General features: G+C 63.4%; 19 protein-coding genes. 11 read left to right on the forward strand and 8 right to left on the reverse strand.

Annotated features, from left to right (window positions below; all coding sequences use genetic code 11):
* The first annotated feature begins 106 nt into the window (after positions 1-106).
* The 4 genes from BUC40_RS03555 to trmA all read left to right on the forward strand — a co-directional run bounded on the left by BUC40_RS03555 (position 107) and on the right by trmA (position 4,609).
* Complete coding sequence (locus BUC40_RS03555) at positions 107-400, forward strand: hypothetical protein (RefSeq protein WP_073262661.1); 294 nt, start codon at positions 107-109, stop codon at positions 398-400.
* A 115-nt stretch (positions 401-515) separates the two neighbouring features.
* Complete coding sequence (locus tag BUC40_RS03560) at positions 516-1,754, forward strand: MFS transporter (protein WP_073262663.1); 1,239 nt, start codon at positions 516-518, stop codon at positions 1,752-1,754.
* Between the two features lie 218 nt (positions 1,755-1,972).
* Positions 1,973-3,262: an NCS2 family permease gene (locus tag BUC40_RS03565; protein ID WP_073262665.1), complete on the forward strand. Its 1,290-nt coding sequence runs from the start codon at positions 1,973-1,975 to the stop codon at positions 3,260-3,262.
* 252 nt (positions 3,263-3,514) lie between these two features.
* A complete protein-coding gene (gene trmA, locus BUC40_RS03570) occupies positions 3,515-4,609 on the forward strand; it encodes a tRNA (uridine(54)-C5)-methyltransferase TrmA (protein ID WP_073262667.1) in 1,095 nt (364 codons plus the stop codon).
* Positions 4,610-4,651: 42 nt separating this feature from the next.
* On the opposite strand, the gene BUC40_RS03575 is transcribed toward trmA, so the two are convergent.
* From BUC40_RS03575 to BUC40_RS03595, 5 genes are all read right to left on the reverse strand, one after another.
* On the reverse strand, positions 4,652-5,887 hold the full coding sequence (locus BUC40_RS03575; RefSeq protein ID WP_073262669.1) for a M20/M25/M40 family metallo-hydrolase: 1,236 nt from the start codon (positions 5,885-5,887) through the stop codon (positions 4,652-4,654).
* Positions 5,888-6,073: 186 nt separating this feature from the next.
* A complete protein-coding gene (gene argA, locus BUC40_RS03580) occupies positions 6,074-7,372 on the reverse strand; it encodes an amino-acid N-acetyltransferase (protein ID WP_073262671.1) in 1,299 nt (432 codons plus the stop codon).
* Positions 7,373-7,490: 118 nt separating this feature from the next.
* On the reverse strand, positions 7,491-8,639 hold the full coding sequence (gene argE / locus BUC40_RS03585; RefSeq protein ID WP_073262673.1) for an acetylornithine deacetylase: 1,149 nt from the start codon (positions 8,637-8,639) through the stop codon (positions 7,491-7,493).
* A 245-nt stretch (positions 8,640-8,884) separates the two neighbouring features.
* Positions 8,885-10,150, reverse strand: coding sequence for an inorganic phosphate transporter (locus BUC40_RS03590; protein ID WP_073262675.1), 1,266 nt, complete (start codon positions 10,148-10,150; stop codon positions 8,885-8,887).
* A 38-nt stretch (positions 10,151-10,188) separates the two neighbouring features.
* Positions 10,189-10,869: a TIGR00153 family protein gene (locus BUC40_RS03595; protein ID WP_073262677.1), complete on the reverse strand. Its 681-nt coding sequence runs from the start codon at positions 10,867-10,869 to the stop codon at positions 10,189-10,191.
* 299 nt (positions 10,870-11,168) lie between these two features.
* On the opposite strand from BUC40_RS03595, the gene BUC40_RS03600 reads away from it, so the two are divergent.
* The 7 genes from BUC40_RS03600 (at position 11,169) to BUC40_RS03630 (ending at position 18,730) form a co-directional block, all read left to right on the forward strand.
* Positions 11,169-12,539 (forward strand): CYTH domain-containing protein, encoded by a 1,371-nt coding sequence (locus BUC40_RS03600; protein WP_073262679.1) that lies wholly within the window; start codon positions 11,169-11,171, stop codon positions 12,537-12,539.
* Between the two features lie 55 nt (positions 12,540-12,594).
* Positions 12,595-13,326, forward strand: coding sequence for a DUF502 domain-containing protein (locus tag BUC40_RS03605; protein ID WP_073262681.1), 732 nt, complete (start codon positions 12,595-12,597; stop codon positions 13,324-13,326).
* Between the two features lie 99 nt (positions 13,327-13,425).
* Positions 13,426-15,210 carry a type IV pilus assembly ATPase TfpB gene (tfpB, locus tag BUC40_RS03610; RefSeq protein ID WP_073262683.1) on the forward strand — a complete coding sequence of 595 codons (1,785 nt, stop codon included), beginning with the start codon at positions 13,426-13,428 and terminating at the stop codon, positions 15,208-15,210.
* A 51-nt stretch (positions 15,211-15,261) separates the two neighbouring features.
* Positions 15,262-16,869, forward strand: a complete 1,608-nt coding sequence (locus tag BUC40_RS03615; RefSeq protein ID WP_073262685.1) for a methyl-accepting chemotaxis protein — start codon at positions 15,262-15,264, stop codon at positions 16,867-16,869.
* 63 nt (positions 16,870-16,932) lie between these two features.
* Positions 16,933-17,856 (forward strand): SPFH domain-containing protein, encoded by a 924-nt coding sequence (locus BUC40_RS03620; RefSeq protein WP_073262687.1) that lies wholly within the window; start codon positions 16,933-16,935, stop codon positions 17,854-17,856.
* 3 nt (positions 17,857-17,859) lie between these two features.
* A complete protein-coding gene (locus BUC40_RS03625) occupies positions 17,860-18,312 on the forward strand; it encodes an NfeD family protein (protein ID WP_073262689.1) in 453 nt (150 codons plus the stop codon).
* A gap of 115 nt (positions 18,313-18,427) precedes the next feature.
* Positions 18,428-18,730: a DUF2388 domain-containing protein gene (locus BUC40_RS03630; RefSeq protein WP_013789627.1), complete on the forward strand. Its 303-nt coding sequence runs from the start codon at positions 18,428-18,430 to the stop codon at positions 18,728-18,730.
* Positions 18,731-18,813: 83 nt separating this feature from the next.
* On the opposite strand, the gene gcvH is transcribed toward BUC40_RS03630, so the two are convergent.
* The 3 genes from gcvH to BUC40_RS03645 all read right to left on the reverse strand — a co-directional run bounded on the left by gcvH (position 18,814) and on the right by BUC40_RS03645 (position 22,199).
* Entirely contained in the window at positions 18,814-19,197 is a 384-nt protein-coding gene (gcvH, locus tag BUC40_RS03635; RefSeq protein ID WP_073262691.1) for a glycine cleavage system protein GcvH, read from the reverse strand.
* An 83-nt stretch (positions 19,198-19,280) separates the two neighbouring features.
* On the reverse strand, positions 19,281-20,375 hold the full coding sequence (gcvT, locus tag BUC40_RS03640) for a glycine cleavage system aminomethyltransferase GcvT (RefSeq protein WP_073262693.1): 1,095 nt from the start codon (positions 20,373-20,375) through the stop codon (positions 19,281-19,283).
* Between the two features lie 207 nt (positions 20,376-20,582).
* Complete coding sequence (locus tag BUC40_RS03645) at positions 20,583-22,199, reverse strand: ABC transporter permease (protein WP_073262695.1); 1,617 nt, start codon at positions 22,197-22,199, stop codon at positions 20,583-20,585.
* Positions 22,200-22,251 lie beyond the last annotated feature (52 nt).

Raw genomic sequence — 22,251 nt, forward strand, 5'->3', positions numbered from 1 at the left:
GCCGCCGCGCGATGAACAGAATCGTGGAACTCCGCTCCCGGCCGACAGCCCAATAGGCAGCACCCTTATTTCCGGCTGCCTGTGTCAGCTCTTCAGGAATCCCTACATGCGCGTAGAAGGCTTTTTTGAATCTCTGGGCGAAGCGTTCGGCTCGTTCATTCGCTTTATCGTCGATGCCCTGAGCGGCGTATTCGGCATGCTTGGCGGCGCGGTCGCCAGCTTTATCGACGGGCTCTCCGGGGCACTTGGCGTCACCCCTTCGCTGCTCAGCATCGCTGTGCTGCTGCTTGGCTTGATCCTGCTCTACAGCGCGGTGCGCTCGTTCATGCGAGGCTCGGTGATCGGCGGTCTGATCTGGCTGTTGCTCGGCCTGTGGCTGCTCAGCGGGCTGATTCACTAGGCCGGGCAGCCTCTTAGGCTGTCGACACGCGGTCGTCAGACATCGCACATTGCATCCAAATGTTACAGCGAGCGTGCTAGGCTGAGCGGCCGTCGTTAGCCGCCTAAGTACTCCAATGTCCGTGCATGGTCAGTTGCTCCTGCGTCACCACAAGCCCTTCATTCGCTTCTGGCTCGCCAGGGTGTTCACCGCCAGCGGCTTTCAGATGCTCACCGTGGCCATTGGCTGGCAGATGTACAGCCTCACCGGCAACGTGCTCGACCTGGGCCTCGTGGGCCTGGTCGAATTCCTCCCGAAAATTCTCTTCATCCTGCTGACCGGCCACGTCGCCGACCGCTTCGACCGCCGCAAGGTCGCCGCGCTGTGCCAGTGCGGCCAGGCCATCGTCGCCATCACCCTGCTGATCGGCAGCAGCACGAGCAGCCTGACCCGCGAGATGATCTTCGTCATCGCCTTCATGATGGGCACCGCACGCGCCTTCGAAATGCCGACGACCCAGGCGCTGCTGCCGAATATCGTGCCGCCCGGCCTGTTCCCGGCAGCGGTGGCGGCGTCCAGCTCGGCGATGCAGACCGCGACCATCGTTTCCCCGGCCTTGGGCGGCGTGCTCTATGCCGTGGCGCCAGCGTGGGTCTACGGCCCCGCGCTGGTGCTGTACATGATCGCCATGGCCATGATGCTCAGCCTGCCCTCGCAGCAGAAACCGCTGAAGCAGAAGATTTCCGTGGAATCGCTGCTGGCCGGCTTTCGCTTTATCCGCAGTCGCCCGGAGGTATTCGGCGCCATCTCCATGGACATGTTCGCCGTACTGCTCGGCGGCGCCACCGCACTATTGCCGGTATTCGCCAAGGACATCCTGCTCACCGGTCCCTGGGGCCTCGGCCTGCTGCGCTCGGCGCCAGCGGTCGGCGCGCTGCTGATGTCGATCTACCTGGCGCGCCACCCCATCGAACGCCGGGTCGGCCCGGTGATTCTCGGTTCGGTGGCAATCTTCGGCGTGGCGACCATCGGCTTCGGCCTGTCCACCTCGCTGTGGTTCAGCCTGGCAACCCTGGTGCTGCTCGGCGCGGCAGATATGGTCAGCATGGTGATCCGCGGCGCCTTCGTGCAGCTGCAAACGCCTGACGACATGCGCGGCCGCGTGGGCGCGGTGAACAGCCTGTTTATCGGGGCCTCCAACCAGCTCGGCGACTTCCGTGCCGGCGTCAGCGCCGCCTGGTTCGGCACCGTCCCAGCCGTGCTGATGGGTGGCGTCGGCGCCATCGGCATCAGCCTCTTGTGGATCAAGCTGTTCCCGGCGCTGTCGAGCCGAGATCGGATTCGTGATCCGCTGGTGGGTGACGAAAAGCCCTGAGGCAGCGCTCGGAAACGCACCTTTTTGCACCTGCCAGACAGTGATTGATCGGCCTCGCGGCGAAACGCAGGAGAGCTGCTATGATGCCGCGCTTTCATGGGCCAGCAACACACCAGCGCCGGCCTCCGGCCTCCGGAACCGGCCCTGATGGCACGTGATGTGCCTTGTTATTGCCTTCTACCTCTGTCAATTCCGATCGCCGCCCCGGGAGCCCCCGCATGCTGGAAAGACTGTTCCAACTCAAAGCACACAACACCAACGTGCGCACCGAAATACTCGCGGGCGTCACTACCTTCCTGACCATGGCGTACATCCTGTTCGTCAACCCGAGCATCCTCGGCGAGACGGGTATGGATAAAGGCGCGGTGTTCGTCGCCACCTGCCTGGCGGCCGCCTTCGGCTCCGCGGTGATGGGCCTTATCGCTAATTACCCGATCGCCCTGGCACCGGGCATGGGCCTTAACGCCTTCTTCACCTACACCGTGGTGATGGGCATGGGCCACACCTGGCAGGTCGCACTCGGCGCGGTGTTCCTGTCGGCGTGTCTGTTTTTCCTGCTGTCGCTCTTCAAGATCCGCGAGTGGATCATCAACAGCATTCCGCTGGAGCTGCGCTCGGCCATCGCTGCTGGTATCGGTCTGTTCCTGGCGCTGATCGCACTGCAAAACGCCGGCATCGTCGCTGCCAACCCGGCAACCATGGTCGGCCTTGGCGATCTCGGCTCGCCCGCCGCGCTGCTGGCGATCCTCGGTTTCTTCCTGATCATCGGCTTGGAAGCGCTGCGAGTGACTGGCGCGGTGTTGATCAGCATCCTGGTGGTCACCGGCCTGAGCATTCTGCTCGGCGTCAGCCAGTTCGGCGGCCTGGTGTCGATGCCGCCATCGCTGGCCCCAACCTTTCTGCAACTGGATATCGCCGGCGCGCTGGATGTGGGCCTGATCAGCGTGATCTTCGCGTTTCTGTTCGTCGACCTGTTCGACAACTCCGGCACCCTGATCGCCGTGGCCAAGAAGGCCGGGCTGATGCGCAAGGACGGCCACCTGCCGAAGATGGGCCGTGCACTGATCGCCGACAGCACCGCCGCCCTGGGCGGCTCGCTGCTGGGTACCTCGACCACCACCAGCTACATCGAATCGGCAGCTGGCGTCAGCGCTGGCGGCCGCACCGGCCTGACCGCCATAGTGGTCTCCGTGCTGTTCCTGTTCGCCCTTTTCTTCGCCCCGCTGGCGGGCAGCGTGCCAGCCTTCGCCACCGCACCGGCGCTGCTGTTCGTCGCCGTGCTGATGGCATCGGGCATGGCCGAAATCGAGTGGAGCGACATCACCGTTGCTGCGCCGGTAGTAGTCACTGCCCTGGCCATGCCGCTGACCTACTCCATCGCCACCGGTATCGCCTTTGGCTTCATTACCTGGGTGGCGGCAAAGACCCTGGCCGGGCGCTTCCGTGAGCTCAATGGCATGCTCGTCGCGCTGGCCGTCTTCTGCGTGATCAAGCTGGCGTTGTTCTAAAACGTTCGCTGGTGGGCCGAATCGGATCGCCGCCCGGCCCCCATACGCGACGGCGTTTTAGACCCGTCATTGTGGGAGCGGGCGGGGACGCCTAGTCCATGCGCGCGATTCGCGGGCATGGCGCGCTCCCACAGGAAATGCATTGATCGCTCCCACGCTCGGCGTCCCATCCCACCAATAATCGACGACACCGGCAAGCAGGCAGCGGAATCGCTACAATGGCGCCCCGTTTTCCTGCCGCACGAGTGACCGATGAGCCGTCCCGCATTCGACCCCGCCGCCTACGACGCCCAACTCGCCGAGAAGAAGGCCCGCCTGGTAGAGCTGCTGGCACCCTTCGCCGCGCCGGAGCCCGAGGTATTCGAGTCGCCGCGCGAGTATTACCGCCTGCGCACCGAGTTCCGTCTGTGGCGCGAAGCGGGCAGTGAGAATCGTCACTACGCGATGTTCGAGGCCGGCGACAAGCACAGCCCGATCTTCTTCGAAGACTTCCCCATCGCCAGCCTGCGCATCAACGCGCTGATGCCGCGCCTGAAGGCCGCCTGGCAGGGCAACCACACGTTGGGCTTCAAGCTGTTTCAGGTCGAATTCCTCACCACTCTCAGCGGCGACGCGCTGATCACCCTGTGCTACCACCGCCCGCTGGACGACGTCTGGGAAGCGGCAGCCAAGCTGCTCGCCGAAGAGCTGCAGGTGAGCGTGGTCGGTCGCTCGAAGGGCAAGCGCATCGTCGTCGGCCGTCCGTACGTGGAAGAAGAGCTGCAAGTCGCCGGCCGCACCTTCCGCTATCGCCAGCCGGAGGGCGCCTTCACCCAGCCCAATGGCGAGGTGTGCCAGAAGATGCTCGGCTGGGCCTACGACGTGCTCGGCGAGCGCGACGACGACCTGCTGGAGCTGTACTGCGGCAACGGCAACTTCACCCTGCCGCTGGCCACCCGCGTGCGCAAGGTGCTGGCCACCGAGATCAGCAAGACGTCGGTCAACGCCGCACTGGCCAACCTCGCCGACAACGAAATCGACAACGTCACCCTGGTGCGGCTGTCCGCCGAGGAGCTGACCGAAGCGCTCAACGAGGTGCGCCCGTTCCGCCGCCTGGCGGACATCGACCTGAAGAGTTACGACTTCGGCAGCGTATTCGTCGACCCGCCGCGCGCCGGCATGGATCCGGATACCTGCGAGCTGACCCGCCGCTTCGAACGCATCCTGTACATTTCCTGCAATCCGGAAACCCTGGCGCAAAATATCGCCCAGCTGCACGACACCCACCGCATCGAGCGCTGTGCGCTGTTCGACCAGTTCCCCTATACGCATCACATGGAGTCGGGTGTGCTGCTGGTACGCCGCTAGGCTGCAAGATGCAGCGCAAGCCAGGCTCGCGCTGCCTTCACGCTAGTGCGCCGATAGCTGGCGAATCAACGCTACCGTGAGATAGAGCCGCGGCGCGATGCTCGACAGTTCGATGTACTCGTCGTCGGCATGCAGGCCGGCGCCCACCACGCCCATGGTTTCCAGCACCGCCGGTTTGTCGCTGCCCGGTACGTAGGCATAGCCGGCATCGGTACCGAAGCGCATGGCGATCGGCTCGATCTTGCGGTCGATCTTGGCGTAGAGCGCCTGGGCGTCCTTGGCCAGTTGCTCGGATGCGGCATTCTTCGCCAGCGGCGGCCGCCCTTTCTCGAGACGCACCGTGACCTCGGTATCCTCGATTAGCTTTTTCTGCACCAGGCGTTGTGCGTCGGCCAGCACGCGATCACTTTCGCTCAGGTCCGAGTAGCGCATATCCGCCTCGGCCGAGGCGCTGGAGGGGATGATGTTGCGCTTGTCGCCGGCCTTGACCATCGTCCAGTTGACCGTGGTGCCCTTGGCCGGATCACCCAGGTCCTTGAGCTGCAGCATCTGGTGCGCCAGCTCCATCGCGGCGTTGCGCCCGGCCTCCGGCGCCGAGCCCGCGTGGGAGGACTTGCCCTTCACCTCAAGCATCACGCCATTGATGCCGTTGGTGGCGACGGTCACGGCGTCCTTGTCCGGCGGCTCGTACGAGAACACGTAGTCATGCTTGCGGGCCAGTTCGGCGATGATCTTCTTCGAGCCAGCGGAGCCGGTTTCTTCGTCCGGATTGAACAGCACGGTCAGCGTACCGAAGCCGTCGAATTTCTCATCCTGCAGCAGCTTCAGCGAATGCAGGATCATCGCCACGCCACCCTTGGCGTCGGCCACACCCGGCCCATAAGCCCGCTCGCCCTCGACCTTGAACGGCCGCTTGGCGGCGGTGCCCGGCAGGAACACGGTGTCATAGTGAACCATCAGCAGGAACGACTTTTTGCCGGTGCCCTTGAAGGTGCCGACGATGTTGTCGCCAGCCGACGGGCTGGCCAGGCTGGTCTCAACTTTGGCGCCCAGTGCCTTGAGCCGCTTGACCAGCAGCGCGCTAACGGTCTTCAGACCCGGCTCCTGACCGGTGCCGGTGTCGACGTTGACCAGTTGCTCGACGGTGGCCAGGTACGGTTTCTGTTCGGCTTGGGCTTGCTTGAGCAGTGCCTCAGGTGCCAGGTCGGCGGCGAGCGCGGAAAGTGAAAAGAATGAGAGCGCGAGGGCGGCGGTAATCGCTGAGCGTCGGATCGGCATGCGTGGTCCTTTATCGATAGGGTGTCCTTGCAGCCTTGACCAAGATGGCCCGCCGCGCCACCTAATGGCTTCGATTAAGGTCGCTGCGCCGCTCAACAGCCGACCGGTAGCCTGACGTCGAGCGCAGCGGCACCCAGGATGGCTTTCACGCCGCTGGGTATCGCCGGGTTCAACCCAGGCTACAGATCAGATGCTCTTTTCGAAGATCTTCGAATTGCGCTGGAAGTTGTACAGCGAAGCGCGCGCCGCCGGCAGGCGGTCGACGCTGCTGGGCTCGAAACCGCGCTCGCGGAACCAGTGGGCGGTGCGGGTGGTGAGCACGAACAGAGTGTTGATGCCCTTGGCCCGGGCGCGCTCTTCGATGCGTTCGAGCAGTTCGTCACCGCGGCCGCCATGGCGATACTCCGGGTTGACCGCCAGGCAGGCCAGCTCACCACAGGTGGAGTCGGCAATCGGATACAGCGCGGCGCAGGCGATGATCATGCCGTCGCGCTCGACGATGCTGAACTGACCGATCTCACGCTCCAGCACTTCCCGTGAACGGCGCACCAGAATGCCCTGCTCCTCCAGGGGCGTGATCAGGTCGATCAGCCCACCAACATCGTTGATATCCGCCTCGCGCAGCGACTCGAACTGCTCGGGGTCGACCAGCGTACCGCCACCGTCGCGGGTGAACAGTTCGGTGAGCAGCGAGCCGTCGCCGGTGTAGCTGACGATATGGCTGCGCTTCACGCCACCGCGGCAAGCCTGGGCGGCGGCGTCCAGCAGCTCGCCCTGATAATCGCTGCCCAAGCGCTGCACGTGGGCCGGCACCTGCTGAGGACGCAGCTCGCGGATCAGCTTGCCGTCTTCATCGAGCAGGCCTTGCTGGCTGCTGAACAGGATCAGCTTGTCGGCGGCCAGGTCGATGGCCGCACGCATGGCCACGTCTTCACAGGCCAGGTTGAAGATCTCGCCGGTGGGCGAATAGCCGAGCGGCGACAGCAGCACGATGTTGCGCTCGTCGAGCTGGCGGTTGATGCCCTTGCGGTCGATGCGCCGTACTTCACCTGTGTGGTGATAATCGACGCCATCGAGCACGCCGATGGGCCGCGCAGTGACGTAATTACCGCTGCTGACCCGCAGCCGCGAGCCCTGCATGGGCGATGCGGCGATGTCCATCGACAGCCGTGCTTCGATGGCGATGCGCAGCGATCCGACAGCATCGATCACGCATTCCAGCGTCGCGCTGTCGGTCACCCGCAAGCCGCGGTGATAGATCGGTGTTTGCCCGCGGCTCTCCAGGCGCGCTTCGATCTGCGGGCGCGAGCCGTGCACCAGCACCAGGCGTACGCCAAGGCTGTGCAGCAGCACCAGGTCGTGGACAATATTACCGAAATTCGGATGCGCGACACCCTCGCCCGGCAGCATGACCACAAAGGTGCAGTCACGGTGGGCGTTGATGTAAGGCGAAGCGTGGCGAAGCCAGTTGACGTAGTCGTACATGTGCGGCGAAACCCTTGGGAAAACGAAAGAAGCAACGATGGGTGCGAGGCGGCTGGCCTCGCAGGCAGAGGCGGTGCGTTATCGTCGTCGCAATGGCATCAGCGAAATGCTCCTCATGTCAGCGCGGGCTCAGGCAATAATGCTGAATCAGTTGGCGCAGCAGTTGCACCGTGGGGATCAGGCGGTCGGTATCCAGGTACTCGCCCGGCTGGTGCGCGCAGTCGATATCGCCAGGGCCGAGCACCAGGGTTTCACAACCCAGTTGCTGCAAATACGGCGCTTCGGTGCCGAAGGCCACCGCGGCGGCGGTGTGCCCGGTCAGCCGTTCGGCCAGGCGCACCAGCTCGGCATCGGCTGACTGTTCGTAGGGCGGCACGGCGGGGAACAGCGGCGCAAAGTCGATGCTCACTTCGTGGCGCTCGGCCAGCGGTTGCAGCTTTTGGCGAATCGCCGCGCGCAGCGCTTCGGGCTGCATGCCCGGCAATGGGCGCAGGTCGAACTCCAGGGAGCACTGACCGCAAATGCGGTTGGGGTTGTCGCCGCCATGGATGCAGCCGAAGTTGAGGGTCGGCTGCGGCACGCTGAACTGCGGGTTGCGGTACTCCTGCTGCCACTGCCGACGCAGCTGCATCAGCTCGCCCATCACCTCGTGCATGGCGTCCAAAGCGCTGCGCCCCAGCGCCGGGTTGGAGGAGTGACCGCTCTGCCCGAGGATGTCAATGCGCTCCATCATCACGCCCTTGTGCAGGCGGATCGGCTTGAGCCCGGTGGGCTCGCCGATCACCGCGGCGCGGCCCAGCGGCCGACCGGCTTCGGCCAGCGCCCGCGCGCCGGACATCGAGCTTTCCTCGTCGCATGTGGCGAGAATGATCAGCGGCTGCTTGAACGGCTGGTCGAGTAGCGTCTGCACGGCCTCGATGATCAGCGCGAAAAAGCCCTTCATGTCGCATACGCCCAGGCCGACCCAGCGATCGCCGGTGTCAGTAAGCTTCAGTGGGTCGCTCTGCCATAGGGCTTCGTCGAACGGCACGGTGTCGCTGTGGCCGGCCAGCACCAGCCCGCCAGGCCCACTGCCGTATGTGGCGATCAGGTTGAACTTGCCCGGCTCGACCTGCTGTTTCTCGCAGGCGAAGCCCAACTCGCTCAACCAGTTGGCAAGCAGGTCGATGACCGGCTGGTTGGATTGATCCAGGGCAGGCTGGGTGCAACTGACCGATGGCACGGCGATCAACGCCGCGAAGCGATCCTTGAGGGGGAGAAATGACATGGCGGCTCTCTCGGGTCGGTCGCCTCATCATAGAGTGAAGCGCTGCCCGCGAGAACCGCCAATAGAGAATCGCTGTTTTTCAGAGACGACGCATGTGCGGCGCAGGCCGACAATCTGGTAGGAGGGGCTTTAGCCACGAGCCTTTCATCGGGTTACAAAGAGCTCGGCGCTAAAGCGGATCGCCGCCCGACCCCTCCTACAAAAGCATGCGCTCGTTAACGGCCGCGCAGCAGACCGTCAAACGATCACAGGAAGATCAGCATGAAAATTTCGAGATAAATAATCGCCAGCGCCGCACCAATCGGCAGGGTCACCACCCAGGAGGTGAAGATGCGCCCGACCACGGCCAGGTTAAGGGCACCGATGCCCCGCGCCATGCCGATGCCCAGCACTGCCCCCACCAGCGTGTGGGTGGTGGAAACCGGCAGGCCGATACCCGAGGCGGCAACCACGGTGGCAGCGGTGGCCAGTTCGGCGGCGAAACCGCGGCTCGGGGTCAGTTCAGTGATGCCCTTGCCGATGGTCGCGATCACCTTCCAGCCGTAGGTGGCCAGGCCGATGACGATACCCACGGCGCCCATCAGCAGCACCCAGCCCGGCACCGCAGATTTGCCACCAATCACCATGTCGCCACCGGCTTCGATCACGCCGACTACCGCGGCCAGCGGGCCGACGGCGTTGGAGACGTCACTGGCGCCATGGGCGAAAGCCATGGAGCAGGCGGTGAAGATCATCAGCACGGCGAACACCCGCTCCACACTGGCGAAATGGAAGTCCTTGTCCGCCTCCGGGTCGAGTTTGATACGGCGCAGCAACAGCACGCCAAGGCCGGCGACCAGCAGGCCGACACCGGCTGACAGCATCACGCTCTGGCTCGTGGTGAAGTTCAGGCCAACGTGCTTTAGGCCCTTGGTGAAGGTCATCAGAGCCAGCATGAAACCGGTCAGGAACATGTACACCGGCACCCAGCGCTTGGCGTTGCGGAACGGATCCTCAGTGTCGAAGATCAACCACTGCACGCTCATGAACAAGCCGAAAGCCAGCAGACCGGAAATGAACGGAGTCACCACCCAGCTGGATACGATGGGTACCAGGCCGCCCCAGTTCACCGCGTCGACCGATACGCTGACCGACGCGAAACCGATGATGGCGCCGACGATCGAGTGAGTGGTGGACACCGGCCAGCCTCGCGTGGAGGCAATCAGCAGCCAGGTACCAGCCGACAACAACGAGGCCATCATGCCCAGCACGAACATGTCGGCGGGGATCACTGATGCATCGACAATGCCGTTCTTGATGGTTTCGGTGACCTGGCCACCGGCCAGATAGGCACCGCAGAATTCGAACACCATGGCGACCAGAATCGCCTGTTTGATGGTCAGTGCCTTGGCACCCACCGACGTACCCATGGCATTGGAGACATCATTGGCGCCAACGCCCCACGCCATGAACAAACCAAAGCAGCAGGCCAGCACGAGGAGTACGAAACCGTAGTCCGCGACAAGAGACATAGAGAATTACCTGTAAACCCAGAAAGGATGCTGGCGGCTCAGCGCGCCAGCAGTTGTTCCAGTCGGTTGCCCACGCGCTCGGCGCGATCGGCAATGTCTCCGACCCAGTCGATGATCCGATAGAGGAACATCACATCAACTGCGGGAAGATCCTTTTCCAGTTTGAACAAGGTGCGGCGCACCTCGATCTGCTGGCGGTCGGTTTCGCGCTCGATTTCCTCAAGCTCCTCGACCATGCGCTCGACTAGGGTGGCCTCACGACCGGCGAAACCGGCCTCGAGCAGCGAATCCAGCTCCTTCATCGCCTTGAGTGCCTGGGCACTGGCGTCCACGCAGCGCTGCACGTACGCCAGCATCAGCGGTTGCAGAGCAGCAGGGATGGTCATGGAGCGGCCCAGCATCAAACCGGCGATATCCTTGGCCCGGTTGGCGACCTTGTCCTGGGTGCTGAGCAGTTCCAGCAAATCGGAACGTGGCACCGGCAGGAACAGACTCTTGGGAAGGTGCATGCGCACGTTTTTCTTGAGCTTGTCTGCCTCGTTCTCCAGACGCACCATCGTCTGTTGCACCTGCTCGACACGCGCCCAGTCTTCGGCCATTACCGCCTCGAAGAATGGCACCAGATTGGCGGCGCATTCATGAGCCTTGGCGATATGCTGTTGCATCGGCCCGATCGGTGAGCGGCCAAACAGGCTGCTGATGAACGGATTGCTTGGCATGGGGGTGACCCCTGTCTGTCAAAGAGGCGGCAAGTATACGGATCACACTCGGGGCAGGCCAGCGCGTGTCATCGCTTGGTAATAAAGTCGTAATATCGTAGTTATTTGCGGCGAAAAGCTGACGAAAATCAATAAAACCCCACACGTGAATGTTTCCGCCGCATAACTGCGCAGCGCCAGACTCACTCGCCGACCTGCATCCGCCGCGCTTTTCCTCTACCCTGTACGACCTAACGTGTGGGGCCGTGCCTCGCACCGAGCAACCCCCGCCGCCGTCGCCGCTTCACCGAGCCCTCGCAATGAATAAAGAAACCGAAATCAAACTGCGCGCCAGCCGCGAAACCCTGGCCGCCCTGCAAGCCCACCCCCTGCTGAAGAAACGCAGCAAGGCTGGCTGGGAAACAAGCGAGCTGTTCAACCAGTACTTCGACACCGAAGCGCGTGACCTTGCAGGCGCCAAGGTTGCCCTGCGCCTGCGCAAGGACGGCGAGCAAATCATCCAGACCCTCAAGAGCCGCGGCCAGAGCGTCGCCGGCCTGTCCGAGCGCAATGAGTGGGACTGGTACCTGACCAAGGCAAAGCTGGACCTCAAGAAGCTCGACGACAGCTGCTGGCCGGCCAGCCTGGCCGAGCTGGACAAGAAGCAACTCAAGCCGATCTTCACCACCGACTTCGTGCGTCAGCGCGCCGAGATCGCTTGGGGGCGCGGCAAAGCGCGCGTCGTCATCGAAGCGGCGCTGGATCTGGGCAAAGTGGTCGCCGGTAAGCAGCAGGAAGAAATCTGCGAACTGGAACTGGAACTGCGCCAGGGCGAGCCAGAAGCGCTGCTGGAACTGGCTGCCGAACTGGCCGCCGACCTGCCGCTGATGCCCTGCGACATCAGCAAGGCCGAGCGCGGTTACCGCCTGTTCGATGAGGCCAGCTACAGCCTGCAACTGCCCACTCCGCAGCTCGAAGCAGAGCAGAGCCTGGATGACGCCGTGGCCACCATCGGCTGGTTCCTGCTCGGCAGCAGCCAGCGCCTGGCCGAACAATATCGCCACAATGGTCACTGGCGTCTGCTGGTCGACTGGCTGGATTGTCTGGTGGAGCTGCGCGCTCTGCTGAGCAGCCTTGGCCAGGCCGCACCACGGGCCAGCACCAGCGAACTGCGCCAGGTACTCGATGCCCTGTTCGAAGACTGGCGCCCACGCGTGCTGGCCGGCCAGCAGGATGACGCTGCGCGTCAGGAAGCGCCGGTCCAGTTCGCCGCCGAACTGGAGCAAACTCGCTGGGGCCTGTTCTCGCTGAACACCTCGCGCTGGCTGCTTGCCCGCGCCTGGACCAGCGCGCGCAACAAGCGTGGTGATCGCCAGGGCGCGGCAGCGCTGCAAAGCTGGCTGCCGACCTTCTTCGCCGAAGAAGGCCGCGACCTGCAACTCAAGCGCTACCAGCAGCAACCCGAGGACTTGGCCGAGCAACTGCCGCGCCTGGAGCGCCTGCTGCTTTGGCTGCACCTGGCCCGCGGCGTGCTGGACGTTGCCGAGACCGACCGACTGTTCGGCGAACTCAACAAACTGGCTGAACTGGCCAAGCGTCCGCTGAGTCCAGAAGAACTGGAGGCACGCATGACCCAGGCGCAGATCATCATGAGCCTCAAGCCCTGGAAAGCGCTGCTGAAGAACGGCTGATGCACATGGCAGGTGGCGCGCCCGCCTGCCCCGCTCGACGACAGGATGCCCCTCGATGTTCAAACTCAGCCTGAAATCCATCGTCGCCACCTGGCTGACCGGCCTGCTGGCGCTGCTGCCATTGGCACTGACCATGGTGGTGCTGGCGTGGATCGTCAGCCTGCTCAACAACCTCATCGGCCCGTCCACGGCCATCGGCCGGCTGTTCGCAGCGCTCGGCACGCCGTTCGCCAGCAACCCGTTTCTGGCCTACCTGCTCGGCACTCTGGTGCTGCTGGTCAGCCTCTACCCACTGGGCCTGGCAGTAAAGCTGGGCCTGCGTCGCCCGCTGGGTTGGCTGATCGACGTCACGCTGCGGCGCACGCCGCTGATCGGCAACTTCTATAACCTGGCCGACCGCTTCGTCGGTCTGCTCGACAAGAAGAACACCGACATCACCAGCATGCGCCCGGTGTGGTGCTTCTTTGGCGGCGGTGACGGCGTTGCGGTGCTGGCTCTGCAGCCCACTTCGGAGCCAGTCGAACTGGAAGGTCGTCCGCACCTGGCGATTCTGGTGCCCACCGCGCCGATTCCGGTCGGCGGCGGCTTGCTCTATGTGCCAGCGGACTGGGTGAAGCCTGCCAATATGGGCGTCGATGCACTGACCAGCATCTATGTATCCATGGGCCTTACGCCACCGCCCACGCTGCCGTCACAGAGCCTGGCAGACGCCCGCGAACCAGAGGCGCCAACCGCGCCGGAAAAGCTGCCAAAAGGCAGCGAACAGCCGCCCGAACCACAGCCCTGATCCGCGAACCATGAACCGGCGCTTAGTCGGCGCCGGCAGAATCAGGCATGCTGACATCCCGCACAGGGTGCGACCAACATAGGTTAATCAGGAGCCCGCATGTCCAGCCTTTCGCCTGCCGCCGCCGACCGCCTGCTGGACCTCAACGAGCTGCTGCGCGAACTGGTCAGCCAGGGCCGTATCGCCCAGGAAAGCGCCGAGCAGTGCCTGGCGATCCGTCGCAGTGGCGCCAACACCGATTTGCACCCGCTGGAGTTTCTGGCTGCCCAGCAGCTCGATGACCTGACACGCCCCGGCCGCACCCTCGACCTGGAAAGCCTGACCCAATGGCTCGCGCAGCTGGCCGGGCAGCCGTATCTGCGCATCGATCCGTTGAAAATCGATGCCGCAGCAGTTACCCCGCTGATGTCCTACGCCTTCGCGCAACGCCACAAGATTCTCGCCGTGGCGGTGAATGCCGAGGCGGTGACCATCGCCAGCGCCCAGCCGTTCATGCAGAGCTGGGAAGCCAACCTCGTGCACGTGCTGAAACGTCCGATCAAGCGCGTGGTGGCCAACCCGGCGGATATCCAGCGCTTTACCGTGGAGTTCTACCGCCTGGCCCGCTCGGTCAGCGGCGCGACGAACACCGATGCGAAGATCAGCAACGTCGGCAACTTCGAGCAGCTGCTCAACCTCGGCGCCCAGGATCAGGAGCCAGACGCCAACGATGCCCACGTGGTGAATATCGTCGACTGGCTGTTCCAGTACGCCTTCCAGCAGCGCGCCAGTGATATTCACATCGAGCCGCGTCGCGAGCAGGGCAGCGTGCGCTTTCGCATCGATGGCGTGCTGCACACCGTTTACCAATTCCCTGCCCAGGTCACCATGGCCATCGTCAGCCGCCTGAAAACCCTGGGCCGGATGAACGTCGCCGAAAAACGCAAACCCCAGGACGGCCGGGTGAAAACCAAGACGCCGGCGGGCAACGAGGTCGAACTGCGCCTCTCTACATTGCCCACAGCTTTCGGCGAGAAGATGGTGATGCGGATCTTCGATCCGGACGTGCTACTGCGAGGCTTCGACCAACTGGGCTTCAGCCCGGATGACCTCAAGCGCTGGGAAAGCATGACCCGCCAGCCCAACGGCATCATTCTGGTCACCGGCCCCACCGGCTCGGGCAAGACCACCACGCTGTACACCACGCTCAAGCAGCTGGCGACTGAAGAAGTGAACGTCTGCACCATCGAAGACCCCATCGAAATGATCGAAGGCGCCTTCAACCAGATGCAGGTGCAGCACAACATCGACCTGACCTTCGCCAGTGGCGTGCGCGCGTTGATGCGTCAGGATCCGGACATCATCATGGTCGGCGAGATACGCGACCTGGAAACCGCCGAGATGGCCATCCAGGCGGCGCTGACCGGCCACCTGGTGCTTTCCACCCTGCACACCAATGATGCGCCGAGCGCCATCACCCGCCTGCTCGAACTGGGCGTGCCGCATTACCTGCTCAAGGCGACCTTGCTCGGCGTCATGGCCCAGCGCCTGGTGCGTACCCTGTGCCCGCACTGCAAGGCGCCGGTCGAACTCGACGAAGCTGACTGGCAGGAGCTGACCCGCCCGTGGAATGCGCCGCTGCCAAGCGGCGCGCACCGCGCAGTCGGCTGCGTCGAATGCCGGGAAACCGGCTACCGTGGCCGGGCCGGGGTGTACGAAATCATGCTGCTCAACGACAGTTTGAAACCGCTGATCAGTGGCGACACCGACCTCACGCCATTGCGCCGCCAAGCCTTCAAAGATGGCATGCGCAGCCTGCGCCTTTCTGGTGCGCAAAAAATCGCTGCAGGGCAGACCACGATCGAAGAAGTATTGCGCGTGACACCGCAAAGCGAGCAGCGCTAATCTGAGCGGACGCGGGCTCAGGGGCAGCCTGCTCATGCCAGGAGCGGCGCCATGAATATCCGCCAGAAGATGCTCGCCTGCGGAGCTGTCAGTATCGTTGCCACCCTTCTGGTCGGTGGCATCGGTCTCTGGGGCCAGGCGCAGTTGGGCCAAGCCCTGATCGCCAACGAGATCAACGCCAACGCGCTGCGCAATCACATGGATGGCGACATGATGCACGACGCCTTGCGCGCCGACGTGTTTGCCGCCTTTCTCACTGCGCCCGGCGATAGCGCAGCCGCCGCCCAGGTACGCGACGACCTCAAGGAGCACAGCGAGCGCTTCCGCCAGGCCATGGCGGAAAACGCCAAGCTGCCACTGGCAGCGGATATCCGCAAAGCCATCGATGAAGTCGGCCCTGTGCTGGAGGCCTACATCCAGTCGGCCAGCCGCATCGTCGAGCAGGCGCTTAACGAGCCGGTGGCAGCACGCGCGCAGATGCCCGACTTCTCGCGCAGTTTCGGCGAACTGGAAGTGCGCAACGAGGCGATCAGCGAGCAAATCGAAGCCAGCGTCGCGCAGACCCGCATGCAAACCGAAGCCATCGTGCAGCAGGCCTCCTGGTGGCAATGGGGCAGCCTGGCCCTCTCCTGCCTGTTGATCCTGGCAATTACCCGGCAGCTACTAAGTTCGGTGCTAAAACCACTGGCGAAGATCATCCAGGCCGCACGCGCCATGGCGCAGGGCAACCTGCGCGCGCCCATCAGTGTCGACAGCGATGACGAAGCCGGCCAGTTGCAGCAAAGCCTGGCGGACATGCAGGGCAGCCTGCGGCAGATGATCGAAACCATCCGCACGGAAAGCGAGGAGTTGCGCAGCGCGTCCCAGCAGCTCAGCCAGACCTCCAGCGAAGTGGCGCGCGGCGCCAGCGACCAGGCCGACAGCGCCACCAGCATGGCGGCAGCGATGGAGCAGATGATTGGCAATATCGCGCAGATCGCCGAACACACCCGCAGCGCCCGGGATATTTCCGAACAATCGGAAAAGCTGACCACCACCGGCGGGCAAGTCATCGTCGGCGTGGTCGAGGGCATGAATCACATCGCCGATGCGGTCAATCAGTCGTCACGCACCGTCACCGTGCTGGGCCAGTCGTCCGAGGAAATCGACTCGATCATCCAGGTGATCCGCGGCATCGCCGAACAGACCAACCTGTTGGCGCTCAACGCCGCTATCGAAGCGGCGCGCGCTGGCGAAGCCGGCCGTGGCTTCGCCGTGGTGGCTGATGAAGTACGCGGGCTGGCGGCACGCACGGCGCAGTCGACCCAGGAAATCACAGGAATGATCCAGCGCATCCGCGAGTCCACCGCCCAGGCGGTTAAAAGCATGGACGCTGGTGTCAGCAGGGTGACCGATGGCGTCGGCATGGCTCAGCAGGCCAACGCCTCGATCACCGAAATTCGCCAGGGCGTGCAGCGTTCGGCGCAAATGGTCGACGAGATCGCCCACACCATCACCGAACAATCCAAGGCCAGCAACGAAGTCGCCGAGCGGGTGGAGATGATCAGCGAGGTCGCCCAGCGCAACAACCACGCCATGCAGGAACTGGCGCAGATGCTGGTGCAAATGGACAACTCCGCTCAGGCCATGCAGGCCTCGGTCAGGCGTTTCGAGCTATGAAACGCATTATTGCCAGGTAATCTCCAGTACCCTTGCACGACATTCAACAGGGAGCTCTTTTTCATGGAAATCGGTACTGCAGTCATCTTCCTCTTCGTTGGCCTGGCCTTCGCTATCGTGTTCATGGGTTTCAAGGTCGTGCCCCAGGGTTCGGAGTGGACGGTAGAACGCTTTGGTCGTTACACCACCACACTCAAACCCGGTCTGAACATCATCGTGCCGGTGATGGACCGCATCGGTCGCAAGCTCAATGTCATGGAAAGCGTGCTGGACATCCCTCCCCAGGAAGTCATCACCGCCGACAACGCCACGGTGCAAATTGATGCAGTGTGCTTCTTCCAGGTAATCAATTCGGCTCAAGCCGCCTACGAGGTCAACAACCTCGAGCACGCCATTCGCAACCTGCTGCAAACCAACATTCGTACCGTGCTCGGCTCCATGGAGCTGGATGCCATGCTCAGCCAGCGTGATGGCATCAACGAAAAGCTGCTGAAAACCGTCGATGAAGCGACGGCGCCCTGGGGTATCAAGATCACTCGTATCGAGATCAAGGACATCAGTCCGCCTGCCGATCTGATGGCTGCCATGTCCGGGCAGATGAAGGCCGAGCGGATCAAACGTGCGCAAATTCTAGAAGCTGAAGGCCTGCGTGCTGCCGCCATTCTCACCGCAGAAGGCAAGAAGCAGGCGCAGATTCTTGAGGCCGAGGGTGAGCGTCAAGCCGCCTTCCTCGAGGCTGAAGCCCGTGAACGTGCCGCGGCTGCAGAAGCCGAAGCGACCCGCGTGGTATCGCTGGCCATCGCCGAGGGCAATGTGCAAGCGGTCAACTACTTCGTCGCGCAAAAATACATCGACGCCCTCGGACGACTGGCTAGCGCCGACAACAGCAAAGTCATCCTGATGCCGCTGGAAGCCAGCCAGATGATCGGCGCAGTCGGTGGCATTGGCGAAATCGTCAAAGCCACGTTCAGCGACAAGAAGGCCTAAGTCGTGCTGGCTTATCTGCAGAATCTGACGTTCTGGGACTGGCTGGCGCTCGGCACCGTGCTGCTGATTCTCGAGGTGTTTGGTGCCGGCGGTTACCTGCTGTGGATTGGCGTGGCAGCAGCCGGTGTCGGCGTGCTGACTTATGTAATTCCGGAAACGCCATGGGCGCTGCAGTTCATCCTGTTTGGCAGCCTGTCGATACTCACCGCCGTGTTCTGGTGGCGACGCCAGCGCAGCGCCGAGCACGTAGCCGGGCACTCTGGCCTGAACAGTCGCGGTCAGGAGTTGCAAGGCAGACAGTTCACGCTGCACGAAGCCATTGTCGGTGGCCGCGGCAAGATCAAGGCCGGTGATTCGCTATGGCTAGTGATCGGCCCTGACATGCCGGTTGGCACGCCAGTCGAAGTGATTGGCCAAGACGGCGTGCTGCTGAAAGTACGCGCGGTAGCACTCTAAATAGGCTTATGCATGCAGGGTGCGCTGCGGGCGCACCTCCATGCGTGAATACAGTGGAACCAGTCGTCAGGCAGCGCACTCCTAAGCAGTAGGAAAACCAACAGGAGTTACCGCTATGCGCCGTTCAAGTTCGCTGCTTATCGCTGGCCTGTTTCTGGCCGCTGCCACCCAAGCCCATGCCGTCAACCTGCGCGATGTACTGTCGTCGGGTGCTACCACTGCTTCGACCTACCTGACCTTCAAGGACAACAAGATGATTGTCCCTGCCCAGGATGACGCCAGCAGCTATATCGCCAGCAACGGCGAAATTCGTGGCCCGTACCTGGAAGCGGCGCTGCAGAAGATCCGCACCGACAACCCGGATCTGCAAGCCAGCGACATGGAGCTGGCCACCGCAATTCTCACTGCTCAGCAGTAATCCAGTACCTCACTGCCCAGCAGTGACAAAAAAGCCGGCCCAAGGGCCGGCTTTTTCATGCCACGACTTCATACCAACACGGCTTAGCCGTCGATGCTCGCCTCATAAGCGGCGCTGTCGAGCAGCTTCTGCAGCTGCGAGGCATCGCTTGGCTTGAGCTTGAAGAACCAACTGCCGTATGGGTCGCTGTTGACGCTTTCCGGGCTGTCGGCCAGGGCTTCGTTGATGGCGATCACTTCACCACCGACTGGCGCGTAGATATCGGAAGCGGCTTTCACCGACTCCACCACGCCAGCTTCCTGGCCAGCGTCCAGCACCTTGCCGATTTCCGGCAACTCGATGAACACCACATCACCCAGCGCTTCCTGAGCATGGTCGGAGATGCCCACGGTTACGCTTCCATCGGCTTCCAGACGCGCCCACTCATGGCTGTTGGCGTAACGCAGATCGGCGGGGATAGAGCTCATGTTGTCGTTCCTCATCAGACGGGACGGCGACCACGCCGTCCGGGGGAATTTAGCAGGCGCGCACGGACGCGTCAGCGTGGACGTTAGATCAACACCTTGCCATGGCGCACGAAACTCGGTTGCACCACGCGTAGCGGGTACCACTTGCCGCGAATTTCCACTTCAGCTCGATCACCGGTCTTGGCCGGCACACGGGCTAATGCGATGGATTTACCCAGCGTCGGCGAGAAGCTGCCACTGGTGATTTCACCTTCACCAACGCCGTCGACGCGCACCACTTGATGAGCGCGCAGTACGCCACGCTCCTCGAGCACCACGCCAACCAGGCGCGGATGCGCGCCCTCTTCGTATTGGCGCTGCAGTGCTTCGCGGCCGATGAAGGCGCGCTCGGCTGGCTCCCATGCCACCGTCCAGGCGAGGTTGGAGGCCAAAGGCGAGGATTGCTCGTCCATGTCCTGGCCGTACAGATTCAGGCCTGCCTCCAGGCGCAGCGTATCGCGCGCGCCGAGGCCAATGGGGGAAATGCCGGCACCGACCAGGTCGTTGAAAAAGGCCACAGCTTCGCCAGCCGGCAACATAATTTCCAGGCCGTCTTCGCCGGTGTAACCGGTACGGGCGATAAACCATTCGCCATCCGGCAGGCCCTGAAATGGCTTGAGCTCATGAATCAGACTGGCACGCGCCTGGCTGACCAGCTCGGCGGTCTTGGCGCGGGCCTTCGGGCCCTGCACGGCGAACAGCGCAAAGTCGCTGCGCTCGCGCAACTCGACGTCGAACTCGGTGCTGTGGGCGCGCATCCAGGCCAGATCTTTCTCACGGGTGGCGGCATTGACCACCAGCCGATAGGCCGGCACTTCGACAGTCCCGAGCAGGTAGACGATCAGGTCGTCGATCACCCCGCCCTCTTCGTTGAGCATGGCGCTGTAGAGTGCCTTACCCGGCGTTTGCAAACGCGCCACATCGTTGGCCAGCAAACGCTGCAGATAGCGCTGAGCATCGGCGCCCTGCACATCGACCACGGTCATGTGCGAGACGTCGAACACCCCGCAGTCGCGGCGCACCTGGTGGTGCTCCTCGACCTGGGAGCCATAGTGCAGCGGCATGTCCCAGCCGCCGAAGTCGACCATCTTGGCGCCGAGCGCCAGGTGCAGGTCATAAAGAGGTGTGCGCTGTCCCATGGGATCTCCTTCCGGGCGTTGCAAGGCTGGGGCGCGCGTTAGATGGGCCATTCCAGATGAATTTGGGCATGGCTGCATGGCGGGCCGCAGCGAATGGCGCGCATTGTAGCCGCATGGTCGGGGCGGGTCATCTCGCACATTGGCAGGCGGTGTAACAAAGCGCCTGGCAGCCTTCGGCAAGCGGCCCTGCGGCTGCATGGCGACCGCCTATCCGATTCGCTGGGCGGAGCGGCGGATCAGCAAAATAACCGGCAACAAGCCGACCAGCACCAGCGTCAGCGCCGGCAAGGCAGCCCGCGCCCACTCGCCCTCACTGGTCATCTCGAAGATGCGCACAGCCAGGGTGTCCCAGCCGAAGGGACGCATCAGCAGCGTGGCGGGCATTTCCTTGAGCACATCGACAAACACCAGCAGCGCAGCAGACAGTGCGCCCGGCATCAGCAAAGGCAGATAAACACGCACGAACAACGGCACACCACCAACACCCAGGCTGCGCGATGCCTGCGGCAGCGACGGGCGGATGCGCGCCAGGCTGTTTTCCAGCGGCCCGTAGGCGACCGCCAGAAAGCGAATCAGGTACGCCAACAGCAATGCTCCAAGACTGCCGAGCAATAGCGCCTTGCCCGCACCGCCGAGCGCTTTCGACAGGGGAATCACCAGGCCGTTATCCAGCGTACTGAACGCCAGCATGATCGCCACCGCCAGCATAGAACCCGGCAGTGCATAACCGAGATTGGCCAGGCCGACGGTGGCGCCCATCAACCGCGTGGGCGCCATTCGCCGCGCGAATGCCAACAGCAGCGCCACCGTTACGGTAATCAGCGCCGCGCCAACGCCCAGATAAAGCGTGTGCTGAATCAGCGCCAGGTAGCGCTCGTCGAGATCGAAGCGGCCGCGCTGCCAGAACCACACCACGAGCTGCAACACCGGAATGACGAAGGCGCACGCGAACACCAGCAAACACCAGCAGCTCGCCGCGAGGGCGCGCCACCCGGACAAACGATACAGCGCACCGATGCGTGCTCGCTCGGCCGCCGGCCGCACGGCGCCGCGGGCACGGCGCTCGCCATAGAGCACTAGCATCACCGCGAACAACAACAGGCAAGCCAGCTGCGCCGCACTGCCGAGGCTGTAGAAGCCGTACCAGGTCTTATAGATGGCGGTGGTGAAGGTATCGAAGTTGAAGATCGATACGGCGCCGAAATCCGCCAGGGTTTCCATCAGCGCCAGCGCCAGGCCGGCACCGATGGCCGGGCGCGCCATTGGCAGGGCAACCCGCCAGAACGCTTGCCAGGGCGAATGGCCAAGGGTGCGCGCGGCTTCCATCAGCCCTTTGCCCTGGGCCAGAAAGGCATTGCGTGCCAGCAGGTAGACATAGGGGTAGAACACCAGCACCAGAACGATGATCACCCCGCCCGTGGAGCGCACCCGCGGCAACCGTACGCCACTGCCAAACCATTCGCGCAGCAGGCTTTGCACTGGCCCGGAGAAATCCAGCAGACCAACGAACACGAACGCCAGTACGTAGGCAGGAATGGCGAAGGGCAGCATCAGCGCCCAGTCCAGCCAGCGCCGGCCAGGGAATTCGCAGAGGCTGGTCAGCCAGGCCAGGCTTACCCCCAGCAACGTCACGCCAACGCCCACGCCAAGCACCAGCGTCACCGTGTTGCCGATCAGCTTTGGCAGTTGCGTTTGCCACAAGTGCGACCAGATTTGCCGATCCACCTCATGCCAGCTCGCCAGCAGTACCAGTAACGGCATAAGAACCAGCACGGCGATGGCCAAGGCGATGGGGTACCAGCGACGCTGGGCAGGGTGGGCCAAGCAGACTCCTCAAAAACAACGCGCGACGCCCCGGCGAAGGCCCGGGCATCGG

Origin of the sequence: Phytopseudomonas punonensis (assembly GCF_900142655.1) — a bacterium.
Taxonomy (GTDB): domain Bacteria; phylum Pseudomonadota; class Gammaproteobacteria; order Pseudomonadales; family Pseudomonadaceae; genus Aquipseudomonas; species Aquipseudomonas punonensis.

What these genes read in the sequence shown, in the direction of transcription:
- BUC40_RS03595 (WP_073262677.1), bottom strand. Translation starts at nt 10,869, where the DNA reads ATGCCAAGCAATCCGTTCATCAGCAGCCTGTTTGGCCGCTCACCGATC.
- BUC40_RS03600 (WP_073262679.1), top strand. Translation starts at nt 11,169, where the DNA reads ATGAATAAAGAAACCGAAATCAAACTGCGCGCCAGCCGCGAAACCCTG.
- BUC40_RS03590 (WP_073262675.1), bottom strand. Translation starts at nt 10,150, where the DNA reads ATGTCTCTTGTCGCGGACTACGGTTTCGTACTCCTCGTGCTGGCCTGC.
- argE (WP_073262673.1), bottom strand. Translation starts at nt 8,639, where the DNA reads ATGTCATTTCTCCCCCTCAAGGATCGCTTCGCGGCGTTGATCGCCGTG.
- BUC40_RS03630 (WP_013789627.1), top strand. Translation starts at nt 18,428, where the DNA reads ATGCGCCGTTCAAGTTCGCTGCTTATCGCTGGCCTGTTTCTGGCCGCT.
- gcvH (WP_073262691.1), bottom strand. Translation starts at nt 19,197, where the DNA reads ATGAGCTCTATCCCCGCCGATCTGCGTTACGCCAACAGCCATGAGTGG.
- BUC40_RS03555 (WP_073262661.1), top strand. Translation starts at nt 107, where the DNA reads ATGCGCGTAGAAGGCTTTTTTGAATCTCTGGGCGAAGCGTTCGGCTCG.
- BUC40_RS03605 (WP_073262681.1), top strand. Translation starts at nt 12,595, where the DNA reads ATGTTCAAACTCAGCCTGAAATCCATCGTCGCCACCTGGCTGACCGGC.
- gcvT (WP_073262693.1), bottom strand. Translation starts at nt 20,375, where the DNA reads ATGGGACAGCGCACACCTCTTTATGACCTGCACCTGGCGCTCGGCGCC.
- BUC40_RS03565 (WP_073262665.1), top strand. Translation starts at nt 1,973, where the DNA reads ATGCTGGAAAGACTGTTCCAACTCAAAGCACACAACACCAACGTGCGC.
- trmA (WP_073262667.1), top strand. Translation starts at nt 3,515, where the DNA reads ATGAGCCGTCCCGCATTCGACCCCGCCGCCTACGACGCCCAACTCGCC.
- BUC40_RS03620 (WP_073262687.1), top strand. Translation starts at nt 16,933, where the DNA reads ATGGAAATCGGTACTGCAGTCATCTTCCTCTTCGTTGGCCTGGCCTTC.
- tfpB (WP_073262683.1), top strand. Translation starts at nt 13,426, where the DNA reads ATGTCCAGCCTTTCGCCTGCCGCCGCCGACCGCCTGCTGGACCTCAAC.
- BUC40_RS03615 (WP_073262685.1), top strand. Translation starts at nt 15,262, where the DNA reads ATGAATATCCGCCAGAAGATGCTCGCCTGCGGAGCTGTCAGTATCGTT.
- BUC40_RS03575 (WP_073262669.1), bottom strand. Translation starts at nt 5,887, where the DNA reads ATGCCGATCCGACGCTCAGCGATTACCGCCGCCCTCGCGCTCTCATTC.
- BUC40_RS03560 (WP_073262663.1), top strand. Translation starts at nt 516, where the DNA reads ATGTCCGTGCATGGTCAGTTGCTCCTGCGTCACCACAAGCCCTTCATT.
- argA (WP_073262671.1), bottom strand. Translation starts at nt 7,372, where the DNA reads ATGTACGACTACGTCAACTGGCTTCGCCACGCTTCGCCTTACATCAAC.